Genomic DNA, 23,287 nt, shown 5'->3' with positions numbered 1-23,287 from the left:
GAATTTGAAATATTTTTCTTATAAAATGAATTTGAAATATTTTTTAAAAGGAATAACATGAATTACGAAACCATCGCAGAAAGCAATGAAAGCACGGTAGTAGCGGAATTTCATAGCGATAGTGAAAGGAAAAGCGCTTATGAGAGCGAAGCAGAGCTAGAAAGGGCGTTTATCGTGCTTTTAGAAAAACAAGGCTATGAATTTAAAAAAATCCACAACGAAAAGGAATTAAAAGACAATTTAAAAGAGCAGTTAGAAAAGCTTAACGATCATTATTTCACGCCCAAAGAATGGGACACTCTTTATTCTCAATTTATCGCTAATAAAAACGAGGATTATAAGGCTAAAACAAGAAAGATCCAAGAAGATCCGATTTTTAATTTAACCCTTGAGAACGGGAAAACCAAAAACATTAAAATCATTGATAAGAAAAATATCCATAGAAACGCCTTGCAAGTGATCCACCAATACAGCAATAAAGGGGGGAAATATGAGAACCGCTATGATGTGAGTGTCCTTGTGAATGGCTTGCCTTTAGTGCATGTGGAATTGAAAAAAAGAGGCGTGGCGATCAGAGAGGCGTTCAATCAGATCAAGCGCTATAAAAGGGATAGTTTTAGCGCTGAAGACGGGCTTTTTGAGTTCGTGCAGATTTTTGTCATCAGTAACGGCACGAGTAGTAAATACTATTCAAACACCACCAGAATAGCCCAAATGGAAAAAAACAACAAAGCCGATACTTTTGAATTCACGAATTATTGGGCGGATAGCAAGAATAATAATATTGAGGATTTAATGGATTTTGCCAAGTCGTTTTTTGCGAAGCGCAGCCTTTTGAATATTTTAACGCGCTATTGCGTTTTCACAAGTGAAGAGGTTTTATTGGTGATGCGGCCTTATCAAATCGTGGCGGCCGAAAGGATTTTGGAAAAAATCAAAGCCGCGCATGATAGTAAAACTTATAAGAAAAGCCAAAGCGCAGGCTATATCTGGCACACGACAGGGAGCGGTAAAACCTTAACGAGCTTTAAAAGCGCGGCTTTAGCTAAAGAATTAGAAGGCGTTTCAAAGGTTTTGTTTGTGGTGGACAGGAAGGATTTGGACTATCAAACCATGAAAGAATACGATAAATTCCAAAAAGATTGCGCTAATTCCAACACAAGCACCAAGATTCTAAAAGAACAGCTTGAAAACCCTAGCGCTAAAATCATTATCACCACGATCCAAAAATTAGACAAATTCGTTAAAGCCCACCTTAAAGGGCATGCGATTTTTAATGAAGAAGTGGTGATGATTTTTGATGAATGCCACAGGAGTCAGTTAGGCTCCATGCATCAAGCGATCACTAAAGCGTTTAAAAAATACCACCTTTTTGGCTTCACTGGCACGCCCATTTTTGCAGCTAATTGCGATAAAAACAACCCTTTAGGCACGACAGAGCAAAAGTTTGGGAAATGCCTCCACCAATACACCATTATTGATGCGATCAGGGATAAAAATGTTTTGCCCTTTAGGGTGGAATACCACAACACCATTAAAGCTAAAGAGGGTATTAAGGATAAAGAGGTTAGAGCGGTTGATGAAAAAAATGCGCTTTTAGATAGTAGGAGGATCAAAGAAACTACTAAATGCATTTTAGAGCGTTTCAATCAAGCCACTAAAAATAAAAAATTCAATTCCATTCTGGCATGCTCTAGCATAGAAGCGCTGAAAAAATACTACCAAGCCTTTAAAGAAGAAAAACACGACCTTAAAATCGCTACCATTTTCAGTTATAGCGCTAATGAAGAAATTGAAGCGCTAGAAGACGAAAACAATGAAAGCACTGCCGGGCTAGACAAAAGCTCAAGGGATTTTTTAGAGGGCGCGATTGCGGATTATAACGGGATGTTTAAAACTTCTTTTGACACTTCGGATCAAAAATTCCAAAGTTATTATAAGGATCTTTCTCAAAAAATGAAAGAGCGTAAAATCGATCTTTTAATGGTGGTTAATATGTTTTTGACCGGGTTTGACGCTACAAGGCTTAACACCCTTTGGGTGGATAAAAACTTGAAATACCATGGGCTAATTCAGGCTTTTTCACGCGCAAACCGCATTTTAGATAGCGTTAAAACGCATGGGAATATCGTGTGTTTTAGGGATTTGGAGCAGGATTTGAATGACGCGCTCATGCTTTTTGGCAATAAGGACGCTCAATCTGTTGCGCTATTAAGGAAATATGAAGATTATTTGAAAGGCTACACAGATAATAATAAAGAATACGAGGGCTATGAGGGTTTGATTGGAAGGCTTTTAACGGAGTTTCCCCTAAAAGAGCCAATCATTTCAGAAAGCCAGAAAAAGGATTTCATTAAGCTTTTTGGCAAGATTTTGAAATTAGAAAATATTTTAAACAGCTTTGAAAATTTCAAAAAAGACGATTACATCAATCCAAGGGATTTTCAAGACTATCAAAGCAAATACCTTGATTTTTACGATGCAATGAGGCCAGAAAAAGGGAAGGATAAAGAAGAGATTAATGATGATTTGATTTTTGAAATTGAACTCATCAAGCAAGTGGAAGTCAATATTGACTATATTTTAAACTTGATTGAAGAGTTCGCTAAAGAGCATGGGGTGGAAATCCAAGGCGTTAAAACCAAAATAGAGCCGATCCTTAACTCCAGCATAGAATTAAGGAATAAAAAAGATTTGATCATGGGTTTCATTGACAAATACAACAAAGATGAAGAAGTCCATGCGTATTTTCAAAACTATATCCACCAAAAAAGAGAAGAGGAATTCCAAGATATCATAGAAAAAAACCGCTTGAATGAAGAAAAAGCCTATTCGTTCATGCAGCATGCCTTTAGTGGGGGTGAAATCAATTTCAGCGGGACAAAATTCCCTGAAATCATTGAAGAAAAACCCTCCAGGTTTGACAAAAATTCGCGCTATCAAGAGGTGAAAGAAAAAGTCGCTGCAAGCCTTTCTCGCTTTTTCCACCGCTTTTGTGATCTCACTAGCGCTATATTTAAGAAAAATGGGGTTAAAAAAGATGAGGTTAATGAAAAATAGTTCATGAACGCTTTTGTATTAAATTTCAAAAACAGCGCCGTTTAATGGATTTTTTGTAAAATAAAAGAAATTTTAAGGAGGCTTGTTATGTTGAAAGAATTACGCCAAAAACGCCCTTTAGTGCATAATATCACCAATTATGTGGCGGCGCAATTTGTGGCTAATGGTTTGTTAGCCTTAGGGGCATCGCCTTTAATGAGCGATGCGATTGCTGAAATGTCCGATTTAGCAAAAATTTCTGACGCGCTCGCTATTAATATTGGCACCCTTAATGATCGCACTATTTTATGCACTAAAGAGGCTATCAAGCATTACAAGGCTTTGAACAAACCCATCGTGTTGGATCCTGTGGGGTGTTCAGCGAGCGCTTTGCGCTATGACACAAGCTTAGAGCTTTTAGAAAGCGAAGGGGTTAGCGCGCTTAGGGGCAATGCCGCCGAATTAGGCTCTTTAGTGGGTATTTCTTGCGAAAGTAAGGGGTTAGATTCCAAGCATTCCGCTACGCCTGTAGAAATTGTCAAACGAGCGGCTCAAAAATATTCTGTGATAGCGGTAATGACGGGTAAAATAGATTATGTGAGCGATGGGAAAAAAGTTTTTAGCATCAGTGGGGGGAGCGAGTATTTGGCTGTGATTACTGGGGCTGGGTGTTTGCATGCCGCAGCGTGCGCGAGTTTTTTGAGTTTGAAAAAAGACCCCTTAGATTCTATGGCGCAACTTTGCGCTTTCTATAAACAAGCCGCTTTTAGTGCACAAAAAAAAGCGTTAGAAAATAACGGCTCCAATGGTTCGTTCTTGTTTTATTTTTTAGACGCTCTAAGCTTGCCCATGAAGTTAGAAAATAGCCTTATTAAGGAAGTATTGTGAAAGTTTATCCGCAAGTTTTAAGCATTGCTGGTAGCGATAGCGGTGGGGGCGCTGGGATACAGGCCGATTTGAAAGCGTTCCAAACTTTGGGCGTGTTTGGGACAAGCGTGATCACTTGTATCACCGCGCAAAACACACAGGGCGTGCATGGGGTGTATCCGTTGAGTGTAGAGAGCGTGAAAGCGCAAATCCTAGCCATTAGAGATGATTTTTCTATCAAAGCGTTCAAAATGGGGGCGTTATGCAACGCTAAAATCATTGAATGCGTGGCTGACACTTTAGAAACTTGTGATTTTGGGTTGTGCGTTTTAGATCCGGTCATGGTGGCAAAGAATGGGGCTTTGCTTTTAGAAGAAGAGGCGATTTTAAGCTTAAAAAAACGCCTTTTACCTAAAACCAATTTACTAACCCCTAACCTCCCTGAAGTTTATGCGCTCACAGGCGTTCAAGTGCGAGACGATAAAAGCGCTTCAAAAGCGATGGGCATTTTAAGGGATTTAGGCGTTAAAAACGCTGTGATTAAAGGGGGGCATACAGAGCGTTTTCAAGGGGAGTTTAGCAACGATTGGGTATTTTTAGAAGATATTGAATTTATCTTAAACGCCAAGCGCTTTAACACCAAAAACACGCATGGTACGGGTTGTGTTCTGTCTAGCTTGATTGTGGGCTTACTCGCTCAAGGACTGGATTTAAAAAACGCTATCACAAAGGCTAAAGAGCTTTTAACTACCATCATTCAAAACCCCTTAAACATTGGGCATGGGCATGGGCCTTTGAATTTGTGGAGCATCAAAAAGCATGTTTGATGCGAATTGTTTGAAACTCATGTTTGTGGCCGGCTCGCAAGACTTCTACCACATAAAGGGCGGCAAAAACGATAGGATAAACGCGCTTTTAGAGACTTTAGAATTGGCTTTAGAATCCAAAATCACAGCGTTTCAATTCCGCCAAAAAGGCGATTTAGCCTTACAAGATCCTACTCAAATCAAACAATTAGCCCTAGAGTGTCAAAAATTATGCAAAAAATACGGCGCGCCTTTTATTGTCAATGACGAGGTGCGACTCACGCTAGAATTAAAGGCTGATGGCGTGCATGTGGGGCAAGAGGACATGGCTATAGAAGAGGTAGTAACTTTATGCCAAAAGCGCCTTTTTATCGGTTTGAGCGTCAATACTTTAGAGCAAGCCCTAAAAGCGCGCCATTTAGACGCCGTAGCCTATTTAGGGGTAGGCCCTATTTTCCCCACACCATCTAAAAAAGACGCTAGAGAAGTTGTAGGCGTCAATCTTTTAAAAAAAATACACGATAGCGGGGTGAAAAAACCCCTCATAGCGATTGGGGGCATCACGATGCATAACGCTTCAAAATTGCGCGAATATGGGGGTATCGCAGTCATTAGCGCGATCACGCAAGCCAAAGATAAAGCCTTAGCGGTTGAAAAACTTTTAAACAATGCGTGAGGGATTCTAAAATCCCACAATGAAAATTTTTCTACCCTATCGTGTCTAATAAACGCTCTTCAAAGGCAAAAAGCATGGGGGTTTTTTCGCACACGATTTCCACAAAAGAAAAGCCTAAAAGGGTGTTTTGAGCCTCTTTTAAAACCTCTTTAGTCCTTTGGAGGGTGGTTTTTAAAAAAAGCTGTTTTTCTTTTTCTTTCAAGTAAATAACGCCGCCAATTTCGCCCAAGTTAGGATACAGAGCGTAAAAATCAACGCTTTGTTTTTTGGCTTTCATCTGTAAAAAAGCTTTTTTGCGTTCGTTTTCAACCACGAAGCTTAAAACCTGCGATTGCAAGCTCAAAAGCATGTTGGCCGTATTCAAAAACTCTTGCGAATTTTTAGCATGGACTAATTTTTCGCTCAAAAACTCTTTGTATTCTTTTAAAGGGGTATTGTCTTTAGTGCTCAATATTTCTTTGATTTTCTTCATTTCAATAGCGGGCAAATCGTCTAATGCGTCTAAGATTTTTGGGGCAGGCACTAAATTTTTAAGCACAATATCGCCCAGCTGATTTTTTTGCATGGTCGCAAAATAAGGCTGATTGATTTTCAATTCCTGTTCGCTTTTGGTGGGGATAATTTTATTACCCACTTGCAAAAGAAAAAGATCTTTATCTTGTTTTTCCAAAACCTTTAAAAGAATGGGTAAAGTGGCGTTAAAATGGTGCGAGGCGTTTTTGGAATGAAGGGCGTTAAGCTGGTTTAGGGCGTTTAGGGCTTCTAACATTAAAGGGCGTTGTCTTTGATAAAATCAAGGATTTTAAAACTCGCTTCTAATTTATTCATAGAAGGGATTTTCTGGGTTTTTTTATGGCTAAAAAGCCACAATTCATTCTCTAATGAGCCAAAGGGGCGTGAATCTTTAATGAGATTCAAAGCAACCACAGAGCAATCCTTGCCGTTATCTTGAAAAGGTTTTAAAAGATTTTGAGCGTTTTTGATAGCGTTTTGTTGATCGTCTTCAGCTTTAAAGCCGATTTTAACGAATTGATTGGGATTGACAGAAGCCAGTAGATCCTTATTTTGAACGCATTCAACGTTTAGGGTTTCACCGATTTCGCTTTTTTTAAGCTTATGGTTAAAAGAAATTTTAGGCAAATAATCGCTAATGGCGGCTAAATTGAAGAGTAGGGGTTTTAAGGCATGCTTTTGCAGGTTTTTAGCGGCGTTATTTAGGGCGTTTTCATAAGAAGCGGTGTCGCTAACTAAAACGCTTGTGATTTCTTTAGGCAAAGGGGTGGGGAATCTTGATGCAATCAAAGTCACTTTCGCTCCCTTAAAATATAACGCTAGGGCTAACGCGCTCGCTTGAATCCCGCTAGAAAGATTGCTAATGACTCTAACGCTATCAATCTTTTCCACGCTCGCGCCACCCATGACTATGACTTCTCTGTTTTCAAAATAAGCGTCTTTTAAGAGCGTTTGGGTGGCTTTAAAAAGGATTTCTAAAGGCTCAGCCATTGCCCCATCGCCTTTAGTGTCGCATGCTAAAAGGGCGTTTTGCGTGTCTAAAACAATATGATTGGAATCTTTCAAGCGTTTTAAATGGCTTTGAATGATAGGGGAATGAAGCATGTTAGTGTTCATGCTGGGGGCTAGGATTTTAGGGGAAGCGCAAGCTAAAAAAGTCGTGCTGATGGTATTATCCGCTAAAGCGTGAGCGATTTTAGACAAGCTGTTAGCGCTTAAAGGGGCAAAGATGAGTAAATCAGTATTAGCAGCACATGCGATGTGGTTATGGTGCAAGGCGTTTTGGTGGTTGTAATACCATTTTTCATTATGATCATGCAAGACTTTATGGTGGCTCAAAGCTTCAAAGCTTAAGGGCTTGATGAATTTTTTTGCGGCCTTGCTCATCACCACTTGAACACTGGCCCCACTTTTAAACAACAAACGCACTAATTCTAGGGATTTATACGCCGCAATAGAGCCGCTCACGAGCAATAAAACGCGCTTGTTTTCTAATAACCTTAAGGGGTAAAACAAATCTTCTAAAAAATTCATAGTAATTTTAACAAATCATCAGGCTCTAGCCATTGGTTATTATTGTGGCTACTGTATTCAAAATCAGGGGCGACTTTTTGGCCTTTTTCGTGGAGTTTGGTGAGCGTGTAATCTTTAGGCGTTTGGAAGCTTATGGTGGGCTGAATAATAAAAAAGTCTTCAAATTCTAGGGCCAAATGGCTTTCATCTTTAGGGATCATCACTTCATGGAGTTTTTCGCCCGGGCGAATCCCTATGATTTTAGTAGGAATATTGGGGGCTAGGGCTTTAGCGAGATCAGTCATTTTCATGCTAGGGATTTTAGGCACAAAAATTTCACCCCCATGCATTCTTTTCAAGCTTTTAAGCACAAAAGAAACCCCCTCATCTAAGGTGATCCAAAATCGTGTCATGCGAGTGTCGGTAATGGGGATTTCACTCGCTTTGTTTTGGACTAATTTCTTAAAAAACGGCACCACGCTCCCACGACTCCCCACCACATTACCATAACGCACCACGCCAAATTGCGTTTGAGAAGAGCCTTTAAAATTATTCGCGCTCACAAAGAGCTTGTCGCTGCACAATTTCGTTGCGCCGTAGAGGTTAATGGGGTTAGCGGCTTTATCGGTGCTTAGGGCGATAACCTGGCTGATTGCGTTTTTTAAACATGCGTTAATCACGTTGCTCGCTCCCATGATATTGGTTTTAATGCATTCTAGGGGGTTGTATTCAGCGATAGGCACATGCTTGAGCGCGGCTGCATGGATACAAATATCCACGCCCTCTAAAGCGTAATTCAAGCGCTCTAAATCCCTGACATCGCCGATAAAAAAACGCATCCTGGGATCATTAAATTCCATGGCCATTTCGCTTTGTTTCAATTCATCTCGGCTATAAACAATGATTTTTTTAGCGTTGGTGGTGTCTAAGACCTTACGAACAAAGCGTTTGCCAAAACTCCCAGTGCCACCGGTGATTAAAATCGTTTGGTTGTCTAGCATGTTTTGATGATTTGGCATGTTTTACCAGCGATAGCCTAAAGAAGCGCTAAAGATTCTCAATTGCCCAATACTTGGGGATTGATACAAACTAGAGCGGTTGCTTTTAAAAGTGAAACTCCCCGCTACGCCCAAATCAAAACCTCTAAAATTGTATTTCGTCCCAAAAGCCACGGTATAGCCATTAGAATCTGGGATACCTATCGCATCTTGAGGGCTTGGGGCTTGGTCATAATCAATAGCACCCATCAAACGCAAGCTTTTACCCATGTAAGTTACCCCTAATCTAAAGGTGTTAGTATCCCTCCAGCCAGCCCCCATGTTCATCACGCTTTTAAAATTCGCTAAGCCTACCATTTTTTTAAGCGTTTCAGAGTCTAGTGAAGCCACTGTTCCGCTCAAGCCCTTGTAGGTAGCGTTCGCAAAATCAGGGGTTACTAAAAATTTATTCCCTTGACTCCAAAAAGTGCGCTCAAACACCCCCTCTATTCTTAAATGGTCTTTAAAAAATTGGTGGGCGTAGGCTAGGCTTAGGGTTTGGGGGAGTGAAACATTGATATTCAAGCTGCCTTTAGTCAAAACGCTCCCTAAAGAAGGGCCAAGCTCTGTGATAGCCACTAAACCGCCTTTCATGTTAAAGGTAACTGAAGAATTATACACCACAGAAAACATGCCATGATCAAACACACGCAAACTCGAACCCACTCTATAGCCCCCCGATACGCCTTGTCCGTTAGATTTTTGCACGACTTGAGTCGTGCCGTAAAGATTCGCGCTCGCTTTGATTAAACCGCTATAACCCATGATTTTTTTCAAGCCGTTATAAAACTCTTGACAGCTTTGATCGCTCATATCCCCACCGGCTTTTTGGCAATTAAGCGCTGGTTGGTAGCCAATATTGCCTAATAAAGTCATCATGTTACTTGGCACTTGATCGGCAAAAACATTGTTGGGTAAATTTAAAATTTGCTCCGCGCTCAAAACCGAAGCACCCTCTAAAGGCACATAAACGGTGTTATTAAAGCTCCCGGTCGCATAAAGCCCTCTTAAGCCCACGCCCACAGAAAAGCGCTTATTAACAGTATAGCTCATGCTAGGGGCAAGCTCTACCATCATGATAAACACATCATGCAAAAATTCCCCCCCCTTACCATTCCATTTCATGCCTAGTCCGCTAGGAGCGGTGAAACTCCCCCCAAAAGTGAAGCCGTTATGCGTGCGCGTTTTATAAAAGAATTTGGGTAAAACAAAATTAGTCGTGCCCGTCCAGCCATTCACGATTTGAGAATCAGGATTTGAAGCGAGGGTTACGACTTTTTGATTGGTTAGATTCATAAGCCCTTGAACACGATTGATTGCTTGTGATAAGCCATTGGTAGCGGCCGTATTGCCAAGCGCTTTAAGGATATTGCCAAGCCCTATAGTGTTGATGATACCTAAAATATTTTGTTGGCTTTTATCAATTTCTAAACTCGTAACCGAATACAAGCCTTGATTAGTCGTAGGGACTTTAAAGCTAAAGGCCGGGATATTGATCACGGTGGTGGTCATTTCAAATTCGCTTCTGTTTTCACCCCAATCGTTAGTAAAGCCCATGTTAGCCGGGTTGTAAAAGGAAGCGTCAGCACCCCTAGCCCCAGCGACATACGCCGAGCCTAAAGCCGTGCCATTTAGGCTTTGTTCTTGGATCTTAAAGCCATTGGCATAAGAAAGCAAAGGCAGGCTCAGAGCGATTAAATGGCGTTTTTTGAGCTTTTTAAAATAATAAAGTGGGGAAAAGTTTTTCATTGAAGCTCGCTATCAGCGTTTTCATTATCTTCTAAATCTTGTAAAGAAGGCTCATAGGGCTCAATCCTAATAGCAATTTTTTGCGTCAAATTCTGGAAAGAAATCAGGCCATTTTTTCTTTCATAAAGGATAATTTCCCCGCTTTTTTGAAACCTTTGGATCACGTATTCAGGGGTTAGGTGGCGTTTTCCTAAGCCTTTAAAAATATCCCTCCCTAAAACAATGTCATCAAACAAATCCCCATAGCTCACCTTACCAAACAAATCCCTTGCAGCAATCCATTTAGCCGAACATTTTTGGCTAAAACAAATGTTCCGTTTAGTCATATAAATATCACCCACTCTTTGGCTGAGCTTATAAAGGGTTACTTCAATATTATGGTCTTTATCGGTTTTAATCGTGCCGTAATCATAAAAGCGAAAAACCGGCGTGTTAATATAAATGAGCCTGAATTGGCGCAAGGCATTCAAAGTCTCTTCTCTTTTTTTATTGGCTTCTTCTTGTCTGATTTGCTCCCTAGTTTTGGGGGTTTGCTTAGAAAAAGGGTGCTTGGAGCAAGAGACAAAAAAAAGCGTCATGAAAAATAATAAAAAAGCACTTCTAAAATACCGCATGATTAAGAGTAAGAGGGTTTATCCTCTCGCTCCGCTCAAAATACGATACCAAATCCTGCCGTCTAATTTAAGCTCCATGCTCACTTGACACAAGCCGTCTTTATAGATGGTCTCAGTGATTTCAGCGTTACGAATGAGAGCATTGACTCTGGTTTTAATCACGGAATTTTGTAAAACCATGTCTTTGACGGTGTCTTGAGCGTTCACCCTAATACCATACATTTTTTCACCCAATTGGCGGTAGCCATCAACGATAGCCGCCCGCTTGGCCAAAGCTAGGGCTTGAGAGGGCGAAATGGTGGATTCTGGAGCCACGCCCATGCCCACCGCGTTCAATTCAATGACATTATTAGGCGTGAGAATAGGGGTGTTAGGGATAGCGTTAGTGGGATTAGAGCTAATAATGGGCTGATCGTTATTCTCAAGGCGAGGGCTTGGGAGAGGCTGAATGCTCTTTCTGGGGGTGAAATTGGTTGGAGGATAAATGGGGGCTTGCAAGCCATTAGCTGAAGGGGGGATTAACTGAGCGTTAGTGTTACGCTTTTTAAAGAGACTGCAACCGCTTATCAAAAGAGCGACAACAAGCAATGAATTGATACCAAAAAAGGCAGTGTGCAAACGCATGGGCATTTTCCTTAAAATGAGTTCATCAAGTCTATTATATCATTTTTGAATGGATTTGTCATGTGGATATTCTCACTAAGCTTATAAGGTTAGTGGGTTTTAATTTAAGATCTAGGGGATTATGATCTATTTTTGGCTCTCCTAAATTTTTAATAGGGATCACTCAATTTTTTAAAAAAGGGGATTTTAATGGCTTTGTTTTATTGTTTTAAGGTTTTATTTTTTATGATAAAACCCATTTTTAAGTTTGATTTTTAAACCCATTTTCTTAATAGGATAGGGGGCATTTTGAAAAATCCTCCCCTACAACCCACAACTAAAAAACCCTTAAAGAGCGCTTTTTTAAGAGGTTATGGCTTGATTTGTGAAAGATCTTTTTAATTGTAAAAAATGCTTTGAATATTTTTTAAATAAGATGAGAAATAAAATATTTTTTTGAGTGCTTTTTAAGGATAAGGTTAAATTTTTAATTTCTTTTAACTACCTTTTTCACAAACAACACAAACAACAACTATTTTAAATCCCTATGATAGTAAAAATAGTGCGAGTGGTGTCCTTGGCGGGATTCGAACCCACGACCTTACGATTAGGAATCATACGCTCTATCCAGCTGAGCTACAAGGACATTTTATAAAAAAGCAAGAAACTTATAATCTATGATAAGCCCCTTGCCGAGTGGGATCAGGCTTACTTGCCTTCTTCAACTTTTTGTTTAAGGATTTTGCCGGGTTTGAATTTAGGTACTCGTTTGTCTTCGGTTTTATAAGTTTTATCGCTTCCTGGAACTTTACCTTCTTTACCTTTTTGCTCTGCGGTTTCAAATTTGCCAAAACCAATCAATTCCACGCTCTCACCCTTGCTTAAAGCTGTTTCTACCGCTAGAGTAAAGGCGTTGATCGCTTCTTCGGCTTCTCTTTTGCTGTTGTATTTACCCGCTTCTTTAACCAAATCAATAAATTCCGCTTTGTTCATGTGGATAACCCCTTTTCTAATAGATGCCAAAACCAAGCGATTTTAATGCTTAGCCTGACTGATTGAGCGGTAATTATAATCAAATCCTAAAGATAAATCAAGCAAAAACGCTTTTTTAAGGGGGTTTAATGCATAAAAAATTTAATTCTGTTGAGCACTCTTTTTATCTTTAGCGTTAAGGATTAAGGGCGTGCCTAAAAAATTAAATTCTTTCCTTAAAGTGTTAATTAAATAGCGTTTGTAACTGAAATGCAAGGCTTTAGGGCGATTCATGATAAGAGAGATTTGAGGGGGTTTGGTGGCAAATTGCGTGGCGTAATACACTTTCACTAATTTCCCGCCATCGCTTGGCAAGGGGTGTTTTTGGGTGGCTTGAGAAATCACGCTATTGAGCAAGCTTGTGGGAATGCGTTTGGAAAAACACTCATAGACTTCTATGATTTTATGCTTGATTTCATCTATATGGCGCGCTTTTAAGCAGCTGGTTGTGATCACAGGGGCGTATTCTAAAAAGCGGAATTTCCTTTTTAAGGTTGCCATGATCTCTTCATAGGGGGCGTAGCGGATGTCCCATTTGTTTAAAATAAGAATGATGCCTAAAGAATGTTTATCCGCTAAAGAGCTGATCTTTTCGTCCAATTCCACAAAAGGAGCGCTCACGTCTAAAACTAAAAGCGCGATGTGGGATTTTTCTAAGGCTTTTTGCGTGCGATCTAAGGCGTATTTTTCAATGCCTAAGATTTTACCCCTATGCCTGATGCCAGCGGTGTCCACAAAGCAGATTTTTTGATCGCCTATTAGAATGGTTTCATCTATGGGGTCAATGGTCGTACCAGCCACGCTAGAGACAAGACTCCTTTCTTTTTTCGTGAGCGCGTTTAAAAGCGAGCTTTTGCCCACATTCACCCTCCCAATGATGCCTACTTGAATGATCTCTTCTTCTTTAGTTGCTTCTAAAGCGTTATTAGGGGTTTCTAGGCTTTCTAAAATATCCGCATCCAGATCTTGCTCTATGATTTGGTTTAAATTCAATGCGTTCAATACCGCATCAATTAATGCGCTAATGCCCCTATTGTGCGAAACGGAGATATTAAAACTCTTTGGAATGCCAAAAGAAGAAAACGCATAAGCTCGCTCTTTTTCTTTGTCGTTATCAATCTTATTGATCACTAAAAAGCAGTTAGGGTTGATCTTAAAAACCTCTCTAAAAAGCTTGATGTCTTCATCGCTAGGGATAGACTTGCCATCCACAACATATAAAATCAAATCGCTCATTTGAGCGGCTTTTAAATTAAGGGCTTTGATTTCTTTAGACAAAAGAGCGTCTTTGGCCATGCCTCCTGTGTCTAATAGTTCCACTTCATGGCCATTCAATGCGATTTTTCGTTTGTTAATGTCTCGTGTAGTGCCTGCAAAATCTGAAGTGATAGCGATCCTTTCTCTAGCCAAGCGGTTAAATAATGAGCTTTTCCCCACATTAGGTTGGCCTAAAATCGCAATGGTTTTTAAAGTTTTATGGCTTGTATTCATCTTTTTTATCGCTTCAATTTAATCAAAATTAGATTACAATATTATAGTTATTTAAAGCTTAAATAAGGGTCTGACATTGTTTTTAGTCAAAAAAATAGGCGTGGTAATAATGATTTTAATATGCTTTTTAGCTTGCTCACAAGAGAGGTTTATTAAGTTGCAAAAAAAAGCCCAAGAGCAAGAAAATGACGGCTCTAAACGCCCCAGCTATGTGGATTCGGATTATGAAGTCTTTAGCGAAACGATTTTTTTACAAAACATGGTGTATCAGCCTATAGAGGAAAGAAGTGCTTTTTTCCAACTGACTAAAGATGAGGACAATTCTTTTAACCCTGAAACTTCTGTGATTTTGTTGAATGAGCCAAGCGATAACGATACAAAAAATCCGCCTTTATACCCAAATGAGTCTCACAACAACACTAATAATGCCAATAACGATACAAAAAACTTGTTCCTTTACAAACCTAAAAGAAAAACCAAAAATCCAAAACTCATTGAATATTCCCAACAAGATTTCTACCCCCTAAAAAACGGAGATATTATCATGAGTAAAGAAGGGGATCAATGGCTGGTAGAAATCAAATCCAAAGCCTTGAAGCGTTTTTTAAAAGATCAAAACGATAAAGATCGCCAGATCCAAACTTTCACTTTTAATGACACTAAAACGCAAATCGCGCAATTTAAGGGCAAAATTTCTTCGTATGTTTATACCACCAATGACAGCGATTTGAGTTTAAGGCCTTTTTATGAATCGTTTTTGTTAGAAAAAAAGAGCGATAATGTTTATATGATAGATAAGGCTTTAGACGCCATTGAGATTTCAAAGTGTCAAATGGTGTTAAAAAAGCATTCAACCGATAAATTAGACAGCCAGCATAAAGCCATCAGTATTGATTTGGATTTTAAAAAAGAGCGCTTTAAGAGCGATACGGAACTTTTTTTAGAATGCCAAAGTTAGGGCGTTTATTACAACAATTTAGATTTTTTTGGGTAGCATGTTAGCGTTTCAAAGGCATGGATATTGTTAAAAAGTAAGGAATGTTTATGTGGATCACCCAAGAAATCACGCCGTATTTGCGTAAAGAATACACCATAGAAGCGAAATTATTAGATGTGAGGAGCGAGCATAATATCTTAGAGATTTTTAAATCTAAGGATTTTGGTGAAATTGCGATGCTCAATTGCCAGTTGTTGTTCAAGAATTTTTTGCACATTGAAAGCGAGTTGCTCGCTCATATGGGAGGTTGCACCAAGAAAGAGCTTAAAGAAGTTTTGATTGTGGATGGGTTTGATTTGGAATTAGCCCACCAGCTTTTTAAATACGACACGCGTATAGATTTTGTGCAAGCGGATGAAAAGATTTTGGATAGCTTCATTAGTTTTTTCCCCCATTTCCATGAAGTGAAAAACAACAAGAATTTCACGCACGCTAAACAACTTTTAGATTTAGACATTAAGAAATACGATTTGATCCTTTGCTTGCAAGAGCCGGATATTCATAAAGTGGATGGTTTAAAAAGAATGCTTAAAGAAGATGGGGTGTTTATTTCGGTAGCCAAACACCCGTTATTAGAGCATGTGAGCATGCAAAACGCCCTTAAAAACATGGGCGACTTTTTTGCTGTTGCCATGCCTTTTGTAGCGCCTTTAAGGATTTTGAGCGATAAAGGTTATATTTACGCTTCTTTTAAAACCCACCCCTTAAAAGATCTAATGACGCCAAAAATAGAAGCGCTAAAAAGCGTGAAATATTATAACGAAGACATTCACAGGGCTGCATTCGCTTTGCCTAAAAATTTACAAGAAGTCTTTAAAGACAATATTAAATCTTAAAATGATCTTAAAAAACGCTATCGCTCTCACAGGGGGGATAGGCACCGGTAAAAGCACCACCATTAAAATATTGGAATCGCAAGGCTATAAAATTTTAGATGCGGATAAGATCGCCCACCAATTATTGCAAGAGCATCGGTTAAAAATCGCCCAACATTTTGGATCAGATATTTTAGAAAAAGATATTTTAAACAGAAAAAAACTTGGCGCGATCGTGTTTAAAGACTCTAATGAGTTAAAATGGCTAGAGGATTTTTTGCACCCCTTAATCCGTGAATGCATGCTTAAAAAAGCCTGTGAATTAGAGAAAAATCATCAAGCGTATTTTTTAGACATCCCTTTGTTTTTTGAAGTGGGAGGTAAAAAACGCTATCCTGTGAGTAAGGTAGTTTTAATCTATGCGCCTAGGGCTTTACAAATTGAGCGCCTTTTAGAGCGAGACAAACTCAAAGAATCTGAAATTTTGCAGCGCTTAGCTTGCCAAATGGATATAGAGCAAAAACGCGCCATGAGCGATTATGTTATAGACAACAGCTCCAGTTTGAAAGATTTAAATAAGCAGGTTGAACGCTTTTTAAAAACGCTCTTATAAGCTCGTTTTATCTCTAAGCATGTTAAACTACCATTAAATTTTTTGTAAGGCTAAACACATGATCACTTTAAAACAAGCCCTTTCTTTATCTCAAGATGAATTAGAAACCCTTAAAAACGAAATTGACGCTAAGGTTAGAGCTTCAGATTTGAACGCTTATATTAAAGCCCCTAGCCTTAATGGCGCTAGCGCTAAAGGGGTGCCGATCCTTATTAAAGACAATATCAGCGTTAAGGGGTGGGAAATCACTTGTTCTAGTAAGATTTTAGAAGGCTATGTCGCTCCTTATCATGCGAGCGTGATTGAAAACTTGCACCAAAACAGCATGGCAGGGTTTGGGCTTTCTAACATGGACGAGTTTGCGATGGGGAGCACCACAGAGTCTAGTTGCTATGGGATCACTAAAAACCCACGAGATAAAAACAGAGTGCCTGGAGGGAGTAGTGGGGGGAGCGCAGCAGCGGTAGCGGGCGGCTTAGCGGTAGCGGCTTTAGGGAGCGATACGGGCGGGTCTATCAGGCAGCCGGCGAGCTATTGCGGGTGCGTGGGGTTAAAACCCACTTATGGGAGGGTGAGCCGTTATGGTTTGATTGCGTATTGCTCTAGTTTTGATCAAATCGGGCCTATCACGCAAAATGTAGAAGACGCTTCTATTTTGTTTGACGCTATTAGTGGGTATGATAGCAAGGACTCCACGAGCATAAATCTCAAACCCACGCAAACCTTTAAAAACCTTAACAGAGACAAACGCTTTAAAATTGCTATCTTAAGGGATCACATTAAAGACGCGAGCAATGAAGTGCAACTCGCTTATGAGAATACTCTTAAAGCCTTGAAAGAAATGGGGCATGAGATTGTGGAAAAAAAGATGTTGGATTCGCATTATCAAATCTCTATCTATTATATTATCAGCATGGCTGAAGCGAGTTCGAATCTAGCCAGATTTGATGGGGTGCGTTATGGGAGGAGGGCTCAAAATATTAAAGATTTGAAAGAATTGTATCTCAAAAGTCGCAGTGAAGGTTTTGGCGATGAAGTGAAACGGCGCATCATGTTAGGGAATTTTGTCTTAAGCAGTGGGTATTATGACGCTTATTATTTGAAAGCCCAGCAAATGCGTTTGATAATTAAAGAGCAATACAACAAGATTTTTGAAGAAGTGGATTTGATTTTCACCCCTGTAGCCCCTACGACCGCCCACTTATTCAATTACCATGCAAGCCCTTTAGAAATGTATTTGAGCGATATTTACACGATTGGGGCGAATTTGAGCGGTTTGCCAGCCCTTTCCTTGCCGGTCGCTAAAGATCCTTTAGGCTTGCCCATAGGGATGCAATTCATTGCTAAGGCTTTTGATGAGCAAAGCCTTTTAGATGTTTCTTACGCTTTAGAGCAAGAATTAGATTTAAAATTAGATTAAGGATAGAAAATGAGAATTTTACAAAGGGCTTTGACTTTTGAAGACGTGTTGATGGTGCCTAGAAAATCTAGCGTTTTACCTAAAGATGTGAGCTTAAAGTCTCGCCTAACTAAAAACATTCGTTTGAATATCCCCTTTATTAGTGCGGCTATGGATACGGTTACAGAGCATAAAACCGCTATCGCTATGGCGCGTCTTGGGGGTATTGGCATCGTGCATAAAAACATGGATATTCAAACGCAAGTCAAAGAAATCACTAAGGTTAAAAAAAGCGAGAGCGGGGTGATTAATGATCCTATTTTTATCCATGCACACAGAACGCTAGCGGACGCTAAAGTCATCACGGATAATTACAAGATTTCAGGCGTGCCTGTGGTAGATGATAAGGGGTTGTTGATTGGGATTTTAACCAACAGAGATGTGCGCTTTGAAACCGATTTGAGTAAAAAAGTGGGCGATGTGATGACTAAAATGCCTTTAGTTACCGCTCATGTGGGCATTAGCTTAGATGAAGCGAGCGATTTGATGCACAAGCATAAGATTGAAAAATTGCCCATTGTGGATAAAGATAATGTTTTAAAAGGCTTGATCACGATCAAGGACATTCAAAAACGCATTGAATACCCTGAGGCCAATAAAGATGATTTTGGGAGGTTGAGAGTGGGGGCGGCTATTGGAGTGGGGCAGTTGGATAGGGCTGAAATGTTAGTTAAAGCGGGGGTAGATGCGTTGGTGTTAGACAGCGCGCATGGGCATTCAGCCAATATCTTACACACTTTAGAAGAGATTAAAAAAAGCTTGGTTGTGGATGTGATTGTGGGGAATGTGGTTACTAAAGAGGCCACAAGCGATTTGATTAGCGCGGGAGCGGACGCTGTTAAAGTGGGTATTGGGCCAGGAAGCATTTGCACCACTAGGATTGTGGCTGGAGTGGGAATGCCCCAAGTGAGCGCGATTGATAATTGCGTAGAAGTGGCGTCTAAATTTGATATTCCTGTGATTGCAGATGGAGGGATCCGCTATTCAGGCGATGTGGCTAAGGCTTTGGCTTTGGGGGCATCAAGCGTGATGATAGGATCTTTACTCGCTGGCACAGAAGAATCTCCAGGGGATTTTATGATCTATCAAGGGAGGCAATATAAAAGCTATAGGGGCATGGGCAGCATTGGGGCTATGACTAAAGGGAGCTCTGATAGGTATTTTCAAGAGGGCGTGGCGAGTGAAAAATTAGTTCCAGAAGGCATTGAAGGGCGTGTGCCTTATCGTGGTAAGGTTTCGGATATGATTTTCCAATTAGTAGGGGGCGTGCGTTCTTCTATGGGGTATCAGGGGGCGAAGAATATTTTGGAATTGTATCAAAACGCTGAATTTGTAGAAATCACTAGCGCGGGGTTAAAAGAAAGCCATGTGCATGGCGTGGATATTACTAAAGAAGCCCCTAATTATTATGGGTGAATTGTAAAAGAAAACAAGACAAATCGTTAAAAAACTCGTTAAAAAGCTTGGTTTAATGAGTTTTTAAAACTTAATTGCTACAATTAAGGAAATTTTCAATAAGGCTTAGAGAAACTTTTTCATGGAACACAGAGTATTTACTATTGCTAATTTTTTTAGCTCCAATCATGATTTTATCACTGGGTTTTTTGTCGTTTTGACAGCGGTTTTGATGTTTTTCATTTCGCTTGGCGCGTCGCGCAAAATGCAGATGGTGCCTATGGGTTTGCAGAATGTGTATGAGAGCATCATTAGCGCGATTTTGAGCGTGGCTAAGGATATTATAGGCGAAGAATTAGCCCGCAAATACTTCCCCCTAGCAGGCACGATCGCTTTGTATGTCTTTTTTTCTAACATGATAGGCATCATTCCTGGTTTTGAATCCCCTACGGCTAGCTGGAGCTTCACGCTGGTTTTAGCGCTGATTGTGTTTTTTTATTACCATTTTGAAGGCATCAGAGTGCAGGGATTTTTTAAGTATTTCGCTCATTTTGCAGGCCCTGTGAAGTGGCTCGCTCCTTTCATGTTCCCTATTGAGATCATCTCGCATTTTTCTAGGATCGTGTCTTTATCGTTTCGTTTGTTTGGGAATATCAAGGGCGATGACATGTTCTTGCTCATCATGCTTTTATTAGTGCCTTGGGCGGTTCCTGTAGCGCCTTTTATGGTTTTGTTTTTTATGGGGATTTTACAAGCTTTTGTTTTTATGATCCTCACTTATGTGTATCTGGCAGGGGCTGTTTTGACCGATGAAGGGCATTAAATAAAGCGTTCTTGTTTGGCTTTGATATGGTGTTTTAAAACTTTGTTTTATGGTAAAGTTTTTAAAAGGATAGGGGGGTGGTTTTGAAACCATGCTCCCCATATCCTTTAATGAAGCTTTTTAAAATTACCGCTTGCGTGTGTAAGCTCTTTCGTATTTTATTATCAATACCCAATTTTAATAGCTTTTATAATTTTTTAAGCAATCATTAGATAAAATCCACTATACTTCTGTTTTGGATGTGTTTGGGTTTTAGAAGTGTTACTTTTTTATAACTTTTTCATATTCTTATGGGTATGTTGTCATTTTTTTACCGGAGAATTTTATCTTGAAAAACATTTATGTAGGGAATTTGGTTTATAGCGCTACCAGTGAGCAAGTCAAGGAGCTTTTCAGTCAATTTGGCAAGGTGTTTAATGTCAAGCTGATTTATGACAGAGAAACGAAGAAACCTAAAGGTTTTGGCTTTGTAGAAATGCAAGAAGAGGGCGTTAGCGAAGCGATTGCTAAATTGGATAATACGGATTTTATGGGCAGAACGATTAGGGTAACCGAAGCCAATCCTAAAAAGTCTTAATCTTAAAGCATTAGAAAATTAGAAAATAATTTTCTAATGCGCTCCATTCTTTTAATGCGTCTTATTTAGATCGCACATAGAAGCTAAAAGGGGTTAAAACCCTTTTAAAATCCACTTAAAATTTTAATCCATTTTTAAAAGCGGTTAAAAACTAGTTTTGTTCTAATCAAATAGGGACAGCTAAAGCTTTAAAACGCTCTTTAGTATTTTTATTATTGATTATACAAACTGCCAATATTTCAAAAATTTGAAATGGAGTTCTCTCATTAGAGCGATTTTAGGGCTATAGGGTTCTTCTTTTCGCGCTATCGTAGAGATTTGCTCATCATCAGCGATCACAAAAGGTTGTAACACCAGATTTTTCACGCCATGGATAAAAGTAGCGTCCATTATCGTATCCACAGGAACAACCCATTTTTGGCTGTGTTTCAAAAAAACTTTGGCAATCTTGGGCGTGATCACATAGCCTTGCGTCCCCACCCCATGACTATAAGCTTTAATAATCCCCACACGCTCTTGTATCTCGTGGTTTTTATGGTTCAAAGGCTCACTTTTCACGCTGGCATCATACAATAAGTGCATCAAACGCGCATAGCCTAATTCTTGGATGTGTTTTTCTAAAAAATCCAAGCCCTCTTTAAAATCCTCTTTCAAGGTTATATCGTCTTCTAAAATACAGATCGCTTCATTGAGTTCTATGCATTTTTCCCACAAGGAATAATGGCTCGCATAGCACCCAAGCTCCCCCAAGCTCATAAACTTCGCATGGTATTTTAAAGCGTAATAAAACTTAGAAACCTCACTGATAGGATTTGGTTGTATCCCCATGCCTTTGATGTTTTGCGTGATGAAATAAGGGTGTAAATGCTTTTTAACTAGGGGGTGCAACCCGCCTTCAAAAGTCTTAGAATAAATCGCATCAAAAATTTGCACTTGGTGGTGGGTGGCATTGATATTATTGAGTAAAGTCGTGGTGTCTCTAAAAACCAAACCAAATTTATCGCACACTTTTTGATTTAAAGAAATGATAAAAACACGCAAAGCTTAGACTCCCATAATTTTTAATAGAGTATATCGTTTTTAGGCTCTGTTTTACAATAAAACTCTTAAGAGAATAGGGGGGTATTAAAATAGTTCTCACCCCTACAACCCCAACTAAATCCCCACAACCTCCTAAGGAGTGCTTTTTTGATCAAACAAGTTCTTTTATTATATTGATTGTAAAAAATGTTTTGAGCGTTTTTAAATTTTGTGATCAATATTTAATTAAAACAAAGCAAGAGAACGAAATGACATTGCAATTAAACAAAAAACTAAAATACATTACAAGTTTTGAAAATCCGATGAATGTTTGAAGCGAGAACTCATAGCCCTAAAATCTAGGGCTATAAGCTTGATTTAATGGTGTTCTAAATAAGAAATCACGCTTAAGGCTGCCGTAGCGCCATCGCTTGCAGCACAAACCACTTGTTTAGGGGCAAAAATGCGAATATCTCCTGCCGCAAACAAGCCTTGAACATTCGTTTTCATGGAAAAATCCACGACAATAGAGCCGTATTCATCGCATTTGCACAGCATAGAGCCGTCTTCTTGTTTTAACACAGCGTTATTCACATCATAACCCACAAAAATAAAAAACCCCGGCACGACTAATTCTCTTTTTTCGTTAGTGGCTGTGTTTTTAATGCTTAAAGAAGACACGCCAGAAGCATCGCCCTTGATTTCTTCCACCACATAAGGGGTTAAAAACTCAATCTTATCATTGTTTTTAGCATGCTCTAAAGTGATAGGTGCACACCTAAAACCATCTCTTCTGTGGATGAGATAGACTTTTTTGCAGATATTGGCTAAATAAATCGCCTCTTCTACGGCGGTATCGCCCCCACCAAGCACCGCTACTTCCTTATTTTTGTAAAAGAAGCCATCGCATGTCGCACAAGTGCTAACGCCTTTACCCCAATATTCTGACTCGCCCTTGATGCCTGTGCGTTTAGGGCTACCACCGGTAGCGATGATCACGCTCTTAGCTTCAAAAGTCTTGCCATCTTCTGCCAAAATAACAAAATGAGAGTCTTTTTTAGAAACCCTTTGAATGGCGGTCATCTCATGCTTTAAACCAAAGCGAAAGCATTGCTCTTGCCATGGTTGCATGAAATCCAACCCACTCACCACTTCCTTAACGCCCGGATAATTTTCAATCTCACTGCTGCCAGTGATTTGCCCCCCAGGCATTCCTTTCTCAAATAAAACGGCGTTTTTGACACCGCCTCTAGTGGCATAAAGCCCCGCACTCAAACCCGCAGGACCACCTCCAATAATCGCGCAATCTATCATGGCTACTAGCCTAGAAGTTTGTTCAATTGCTCTTTTAAAGCAACTTTAGTTTGCACGCCCACCAACTGATGGACCACTTCGCCATCTTTTGTGAATAAAAGCGTAGGAATGCTCCTGATACCAAATTTCGCGCTCAATTCTTCTTGCTCATCGGTATTGACTTTACAAATCTTAGCCTTACCTTCATATTCGCTAGCTAATTCATCAATCACAGGGGATAGCATCTTACAAGGACCACACCATGGCGCCCAAAAATCCACTAACGCAACCCCTTTTTTAATGGTGCTTTCAAAATTTTCTTCAGTTAATTCAATATAGTGACTCATTGGTTACTC

Annotated in this window: 22 protein-coding genes and 1 tRNA gene; 11 read left to right on the top strand and 12 right to left on the bottom strand. The window is 39.7% G+C overall.

From position 1 onward, the window contains the following. Window positions 1-57 precede the first annotated feature (57 nt). From EAL04_RS03020 to thiE, 4 genes are all read left to right on the top strand, one after another. On the top strand, window positions 58-3,060 hold the full coding sequence (locus EAL04_RS03020; RefSeq protein WP_120973193.1) for an HsdR family type I site-specific deoxyribonuclease: 3,003 nt from the start codon (window positions 58-60) through the stop codon (window positions 3,058-3,060). Window positions 3,061-3,147: 87 nt separating this feature from the next. Continuing rightward, a complete protein-coding gene (gene thiM, locus EAL04_RS03015; protein ID WP_120973191.1) occupies window positions 3,148-3,927 on the top strand; it encodes a hydroxyethylthiazole kinase in 780 nt (259 codons plus the stop codon). After that, entirely contained in the window at window positions 3,924-4,733 is an 810-nt protein-coding gene (gene thiD, locus EAL04_RS03010; RefSeq protein ID WP_162982467.1) for a bifunctional hydroxymethylpyrimidine kinase/phosphomethylpyrimidine kinase, read from the top strand. Before thiM ends, thiD begins: the two co-directional genes overlap by 4 nt. Beyond that, on the top strand, window positions 4,726-5,388 hold the full coding sequence (gene thiE, locus EAL04_RS03005) for a thiamine phosphate synthase (protein WP_120973187.1): 663 nt from the start codon (window positions 4,726-4,728) through the stop codon (window positions 5,386-5,388). The genes thiD and thiE overlap by 8 nt, the downstream gene beginning before the upstream one ends. 31 nt (window positions 5,389-5,419) lie before the next feature. Here the strand turns inward: thiE and EAL04_RS03000 are convergent, their stop codons facing one another. The 9 genes from EAL04_RS03000 to der all read right to left on the bottom strand — a co-directional run bounded on the left by EAL04_RS03000 (window position 5,420) and on the right by der (window position 13,939). Further along, window positions 5,420-6,157 carry a hypothetical protein gene (locus tag EAL04_RS03000; protein ID WP_120973185.1) on the bottom strand — a complete coding sequence of 246 codons (738 nt, stop codon included), beginning with the start codon at window positions 6,155-6,157 and terminating at the stop codon, window positions 5,420-5,422. Continuing rightward, window positions 6,157-7,434, bottom strand: a complete 1,278-nt coding sequence (coaBC, locus tag EAL04_RS02995; protein ID WP_120973183.1) for a bifunctional phosphopantothenoylcysteine decarboxylase/phosphopantothenate--cysteine ligase CoaBC — start codon at window positions 7,432-7,434, stop codon at window positions 6,157-6,159. Before coaBC ends, EAL04_RS03000 begins: the two co-directional genes overlap by 1 nt. After that, on the bottom strand, window positions 7,431-8,414 hold the full coding sequence (gene pseB / locus EAL04_RS02990; RefSeq protein WP_162982472.1) for a UDP-N-acetylglucosamine 4,6-dehydratase (inverting): 984 nt from the start codon (window positions 8,412-8,414) through the stop codon (window positions 7,431-7,433). The genes coaBC and pseB overlap by 4 nt, the downstream gene beginning before the upstream one ends. A 21-nt stretch (window positions 8,415-8,435) precedes the next feature. Beyond that, entirely contained in the window at window positions 8,436-10,199 is a 1,764-nt protein-coding gene (locus EAL04_RS02985; protein WP_120973179.1) for an OmpP1/FadL family transporter, read from the bottom strand. Continuing rightward, a complete protein-coding gene (locus tag EAL04_RS02980) occupies window positions 10,196-10,813 on the bottom strand; it encodes an HP0838 family lipoprotein (RefSeq protein WP_001268719.1) in 618 nt (205 codons plus the stop codon). The genes EAL04_RS02985 and EAL04_RS02980 overlap by 4 nt, the downstream gene beginning before the upstream one ends. Window positions 10,814-10,831: 18 nt before the next feature. Beyond that, complete coding sequence (locus EAL04_RS02975; protein ID WP_100980359.1) at window positions 10,832-11,437, bottom strand: LPP20 family lipoprotein; 606 nt, start codon at window positions 11,435-11,437, stop codon at window positions 10,832-10,834. Between the two features lie 548 nt (window positions 11,438-11,985). Continuing rightward, window positions 11,986-12,062, bottom strand: a tRNA-Arg gene (locus EAL04_RS02970). A gap of 62 nt (window positions 12,063-12,124) precedes the next feature. Next, window positions 12,125-12,409 carry an HU family DNA-binding protein gene (locus EAL04_RS02965; RefSeq protein ID WP_001029061.1) on the bottom strand — a complete coding sequence of 95 codons (285 nt, stop codon included), beginning with the start codon at window positions 12,407-12,409 and terminating at the stop codon, window positions 12,125-12,127. A gap of 141 nt (window positions 12,410-12,550) precedes the next feature. Next, on the bottom strand, window positions 12,551-13,939 hold the full coding sequence (gene der, locus EAL04_RS02960; RefSeq protein WP_120973177.1) for a ribosome biogenesis GTPase Der: 1,389 nt from the start codon (window positions 13,937-13,939) through the stop codon (window positions 12,551-12,553). A gap of 76 nt (window positions 13,940-14,015) precedes the next feature. On the opposite strand from der, the gene EAL04_RS02955 reads away from it, so the two are divergent. The 7 genes from EAL04_RS02955 (at window position 14,016) to EAL04_RS02925 (ending at window position 20,618) form a co-directional block, all read left to right on the top strand. Next, the gene (locus EAL04_RS02955; RefSeq protein ID WP_120973175.1) at window positions 14,016-14,897 is read left to right on the top strand and encodes a hypothetical protein; all 882 of its coding nucleotides are present in this window, start codon (window positions 14,016-14,018) and stop codon (window positions 14,895-14,897) included. A gap of 86 nt (window positions 14,898-14,983) precedes the next feature. After that, window positions 14,984-15,772 (top strand): spermidine synthase, encoded by a 789-nt coding sequence (locus tag EAL04_RS02950; RefSeq protein WP_120973173.1) that lies wholly within the window; start codon window positions 14,984-14,986, stop codon window positions 15,770-15,772. Window position 15,773: 1 nt separating this feature from the next. Further along, window positions 15,774-16,364, top strand: coding sequence for a dephospho-CoA kinase (gene coaE / locus EAL04_RS02945; RefSeq protein WP_120973170.1), 591 nt, complete (start codon window positions 15,774-15,776; stop codon window positions 16,362-16,364). A gap of 58 nt (window positions 16,365-16,422) precedes the next feature. Continuing rightward, a complete protein-coding gene (gene gatA, locus EAL04_RS02940; protein WP_120973168.1) occupies window positions 16,423-17,784 on the top strand; it encodes an Asp-tRNA(Asn)/Glu-tRNA(Gln) amidotransferase subunit GatA in 1,362 nt (453 codons plus the stop codon). Window positions 17,785-17,793: 9 nt separating this feature from the next. Further along, window positions 17,794-19,239 carry an IMP dehydrogenase gene (gene guaB / locus EAL04_RS02935; protein ID WP_053575352.1) on the top strand — a complete coding sequence of 482 codons (1,446 nt, stop codon included), beginning with the start codon at window positions 17,794-17,796 and terminating at the stop codon, window positions 19,237-19,239. Window positions 19,240-19,360: 121 nt separating this feature from the next. After that, window positions 19,361-20,041, top strand: a complete 681-nt coding sequence (locus EAL04_RS02930) for a F0F1 ATP synthase subunit A (RefSeq protein WP_000401209.1) — start codon at window positions 19,361-19,363, stop codon at window positions 20,039-20,041. Between the two features lie 328 nt (window positions 20,042-20,369). Then, window positions 20,370-20,618, top strand: coding sequence for an RNA-binding protein (locus EAL04_RS02925; RefSeq protein ID WP_000790557.1), 249 nt, complete (start codon window positions 20,370-20,372; stop codon window positions 20,616-20,618). 219 nt (window positions 20,619-20,837) lie between these two features. On the opposite strand, the gene EAL04_RS02920 is transcribed toward EAL04_RS02925, so the two are convergent. The 3 genes from EAL04_RS02920 to trxA form a co-directional block, all read right to left on the bottom strand. Then, window positions 20,838-21,659 (bottom strand): glycosyltransferase family 25 protein, encoded by an 822-nt coding sequence (locus EAL04_RS02920; protein ID WP_120973166.1) that lies wholly within the window; start codon window positions 21,657-21,659, stop codon window positions 20,838-20,840. Between the two features lie 357 nt (window positions 21,660-22,016). Further along, window positions 22,017-22,952, bottom strand: coding sequence for a thioredoxin-disulfide reductase (trxB, locus tag EAL04_RS02915; RefSeq protein ID WP_108321668.1), 936 nt, complete (start codon window positions 22,950-22,952; stop codon window positions 22,017-22,019). A gap of 5 nt (window positions 22,953-22,957) precedes the next feature. Then, complete coding sequence (gene trxA, locus EAL04_RS02910) at window positions 22,958-23,278, bottom strand: thioredoxin (RefSeq protein ID WP_000020199.1); 321 nt, start codon at window positions 23,276-23,278, stop codon at window positions 22,958-22,960. Between the last annotated feature and the right edge of the window lie 9 nt (window positions 23,279-23,287).

The organism is Helicobacter pylori (assembly GCF_003638305.1).
GTDB lineage: Bacteria > Campylobacterota > Campylobacteria > Campylobacterales > Helicobacteraceae > Helicobacter > Helicobacter pylori_DJ.
Note: the sequence above shows the minus strand (reverse complement) of the source record. Positions and strands in the feature narration are given on the sequence as shown.